The following is a 4,265-nucleotide window of genomic DNA, read 5'->3' on the forward strand; positions in this document are numbered from 1 at the left end:
TTCTACAAGGCGCAGGCGATGCGGATGTCGGTGTGGGACAAACCGCGCGTCATCGGCTGTGCCGAGAACTATCCGCAGCACATCGCCCTGCCGCGCGGCTGCCTCGACGCCGCGCAGGAATTGCTACGCGACAACGGCATCCGCTGCGAACTGCGTGACGAGCGGGTTCCCGGTGAACCCATCGACGTACATTTCGCGGGAACCCTGCGCCTTGATCAGGAGGCGGCTGTCACCGCGATGTTGCGTCACGACGCGGGCGTACTGTGCGCGCCCACCGCCTTCGGCAAAACCGTCGTGGCGGCCGCAATGATCGCCCGGCATGGCGTGAACACCCTGGTGCTGGTGCATCGCACCGAATTACTCAAGCAGTGGCAGGAGCGGCTACAGTCGTTCCTCGGCGTGAGCAAGGGCGTGGTTGGCACGATTGGTGGCGGCAAAGCCAAGCCTACCGGCCAGATCGACATTGCCGTCATGCAGTCGCTGTCACGCCATGGTGAGGTCAATCCCATCGTCGAGAACTACGGTCACGTCATTGTGGATGAATGTCACCACGTCGGCGCGGCGTCTTTTGACGCCATCCTGAAGCGGGTCAAAGCGAAATATGTGCTCGGCCTGACCGCCACGCCGATTCGCCGCGATGGTCAGCAGCCCATCATCTTCATGCAGTGCGGACCGATTCGATATACGGCCGCGAAACCGATCGGCGCCCCGCATGATCTCGCGGTGGTGCCACGATTTCTCCATTCACGCATCGATCTGCCGCCCGAAGCCGGGATTCAGGACGTGTTCCGGCACCTTGCCAATGACCAAGCCCGAACGGAAGCTATTGCGGCCGAGATCGAAAATGCATACCGCCGGGACGGCAAGATACTGATGCTGACCGAGCGCAACGAGCATCTCGATGCTATCCATGCCGCTTTGGGTGGCAAGGTACCGCCCTTGTTCCTCCTGCACGGCCGGATGTCCAAAAAGCAGCGTGTTTTGGTCATCGCGGAACTTGGCGCGCTGCCACCGGACGCTCCTCGTGTGCTGCTCGCCACCGGCAAGCTGGTTGGGGAAGGATTCGACCATCCGCCACTGGATACACTGGTCTTGGCAATGCCGGTGTCGTGGAGGGGCACGTTGCAGCAATATGCCGGTCGGCTGCACCGGGAGCATGCCACCAAGACCCAGGTACGCGTCGTCGACTTCATAGACACCGGGCATCCGGCACTATTGCGAATGTGGGATAAACGTCAGCGCGGTTACCGGGCGATGGGTTATCGAATAACGGACGAGGGTACCGCTGATCTGTCCATGCCAACACCATGATGAGTGGTCAGTGGAACGTCAGCACTGCTCTGATACCTGCCGGAAGGCCTATGCGTGCTGCTCGGCCAAACCCGCCTGCCGAATTTCTCGTAAGCAGATCCTCATCATTTTAATTGATCCGTTTTGCAATTTTCCTCATAGCCATTGCCGGTGCAAAAGTGCTGGAGCGCTTTCCGACGGTGCGGCGCCTAGTGCTCATCGCGGATCGCGGGTTGTTGAGTCTGGACAATCTGGCAGCCCTGTAGGCGATTCGGCTGGCCAATGGGCAGTCGCTGGAGTTTATCATGGCCATACCCGGACGGCGGTATTACCGCCTGACCCTTCAGCAGAACCTCTGGGGAGAGTGGGAACTGGTGAAGAGCTGGGGACGGATAGGCCAGCGGCCTACCCGAGTGGTCCGACAGGGCATTTCATCACCTGATATGGCCGAGACCATAGCTGCCGATGTGGATAAACAGCGACGCCAGCGGGGGTATCTCTACTGTATCAAGCCGTAGGCCGTAAGCGTTTGTGACACGATAGCCTCAATCATCTAATATTGCAGAATCGTTTTTAGTACGTACAAAGGTACTCCACCCCATGATCATCAAAGAACGGGATACCACCTGGCGCAAAAAGACCATGGAACTGGATCTCCTGCTGTCCTGTAATCTCACGCCTGAGCACCGCCGACTGGTCGAGCAAGAGAAGCGGAACCTGCAAGCCGGAGAAAGTGCTGAAGCTCAGGTTGCCTATGATCTCAATTTTCGGTTCAGGGAATACAAAAACTGGGTGGTGCTCCATGACCTGCGTCTGGTCGATGGTAATGATGTTGCGCAGATTGACCATCTGCTTATCGTACGCACTCTGGATTTCTTTGTTCTGGAAACTAAAAATTACGCCAGGGGCGTGCGAATATCACCACAGGGGGAGTTTGAGGCCTATCCCAAGGAAGGGAGTCCCTATCCAATAGACTCACCGGTTGCACAGAATGATCGGCACATCATGTTGCTGCAACGCCTGCTAAAACGGTACAAGGCCATTCCTCGCCGTATGGGTCTGACGCAACCAATCTTCCACAACTATGTGATGATCTCCGGTCGGGGACGTATTGATCGTCCGACCCCTGACAGCTTTTCCAATGTCATCAAGGGAGACCTTTTCTATGAGAACGCGGTGCGGACATTCCAGAAGACGTTCACCTTTCTGGATGCCGTACGACGGTTACCACAGGCTATCGGCCGGAATAACCTACAGTCCATAGGGCAACAAATCGCATCCTGGCATCAACCGGCACCCTATCCGGATTACCGGAAACGGTTTGGGATTACTGAGGATGAAATACAGGGCGCGAGTCAGGCACCATCCAGCGTATTTGGTAATCAAGACACTGACTCTTCTATTCTGCGGACGCAGTCAAAGCCGTCGGAAGACATCACAAAGTCGGAGAAGTTTTGCTTTCAATGTAGGGCACCCATTAGCCAGGAGGAAGCCCATTTTTGTTTTACGCGCAAGGACCGATTTGGTGGGCGAGCATACTGTCGAGCACATCAGAAACAGTTTCAGCAGTAGAAACGGCCCGCTCTGCTCGCCAGAAGAAAAAGTGTGTCAGTTTTAAATCCCGTTGACAGCATTCTAGTGAAATGCAGGATATGGATGCCGGTACGGGGGAATAAGGCACCTGTATGGGCTGGGTCGTACTTGCACCCTGTTCGATGATGGTCGGGAATGGGCAGCAGCGCGGCTGATGTGGGTACAGGGGGTGACACAGCAGGCAATTGATCAAAGTGGCTCACACTCAACTGAACCGACCTATATCAGATAATAGCGCCCAGCGCCGCCGGTAGGTGGGCACGTAAGGGGGAAGGGCGGGCGCCTTGTTTCTCAGATTGGAAGAGAAGATGTTGTGCCGGAGATATACTCCAGCCTACATCAGCAAAGGAGTTTTAAACCATGCGTCATGTTGTAATTTTGACTGCAGTAATCACCGCCGCGATCAGTGTGCCAACTCTGGCAGCAGATGCCCCTATGCAGCCCGGGCTCTGGGCCATGCAGATTTCCGGAACGACCAAGGTGTCGTCGCCGCCCATCAGCACGCCCATGCAGCGCAGCATGCAACTCTGCGTAAAGGCCAATCAAAAGCCGGAATCGGTGTTTTTACCTGCGGGCAGCGTACATTGTAGCAGCAGTCATAAGACCTTATCGGATGGCAAAACCCAGTGGACTTTCCATTGTCTGGCTCCGGGTGCCGTAGTCACGCAGGTAGGGTGGTTTCGGACCAGCGCCCATCATCTTGACTCGCATTGGGTTATCACTGAAGAAATCAACAGCGCCGCGCATTACACGACCGTTACGACCATGCAGATGCAGGGCAAACATCTCAGTGATCATTGCGGGGCTGTGAAATAGAGGAATGCATCTCAGTTTTGAGATGGGGCGGTTCACCCTGGCATGTTAATCAGCGTTATCCGTTAGCCACCTGTCAGCATCAGGATTTTACCGCACTATGTCGTGAAAATTAGCTCCCTAACTCGCTGAAGGAGAGTAAGAATTGCCAGAATAGTGATCTGGTCGTGGGTGAACAATCTTGACGCTGATCCCTGCTGAAAACTGACCAATCACAAGCGCTGATTGACACCCTTCGGGTAACCAGTCCTCCATGGACGGAGGCAGGAGATAACTGGTCTTGCGGTCGGGGTCTATAAAGTGGGCCACCGTTCACTCATCATATTGAATTATAATTAATTATACCTCAATAGGCTGGCCCGTGAAAGTCCGACTAATGGCTGCTAGGGAAATGATAGCGCCGCAGGGGTATGCCCGTATATTTACCCGCCTTGTTCGCCGACCGTCAGTCCAGCAGGCTCGCCTGCGCCTGAAAAACCGATGGCAGGTGTGCGGGAGCCTTGATCCGTAGCTGTTTGTTGATGTTCAACCGCCGAATACCACATTGATGGCCGAAGGTGCGACGCCCA

At 55.5% G+C, this 4,265-nt stretch carries 3 protein-coding genes and 1 pseudogene; all 4 read left to right on the top strand.

Features of this window, described 5'->3' with window-relative positions:
- Window positions 1-1,311 (top strand): DEAD/DEAH box helicase family protein (locus AC2VNK_RS06090; RefSeq protein WP_486883180.1); only part of this gene is annotated, 1,311 nt, incomplete at its 5' end.
- Window positions 1,312-1,466: 155 nt separating this feature from the next.
- Window positions 1,467-1,808 (top strand): annotated as a pseudogene (locus tag AC2VNK_RS06095) (WGR domain-containing protein); the annotation flags it as partial.
- 82 nt (window positions 1,809-1,890) lie between these two features.
- Complete coding sequence (locus tag AC2VNK_RS06100; protein ID WP_486883181.1) at window positions 1,891-2,862, top strand: nuclease-related domain-containing protein; 972 nt, start codon at window positions 1,891-1,893, stop codon at window positions 2,860-2,862.
- Between the two features lie 381 nt (window positions 2,863-3,243).
- A complete protein-coding gene (locus tag AC2VNK_RS06105; protein WP_065413323.1) occupies window positions 3,244-3,699 on the top strand; it encodes a DUF3617 domain-containing protein in 456 nt (151 codons plus the stop codon).
- The last annotated feature ends 566 nt before the right edge of the window (window positions 3,700-4,265 follow it).

The sequence above is a fragment of the Acidithiobacillus sp. TH-A35 genome, assembly GCF_057473505.1.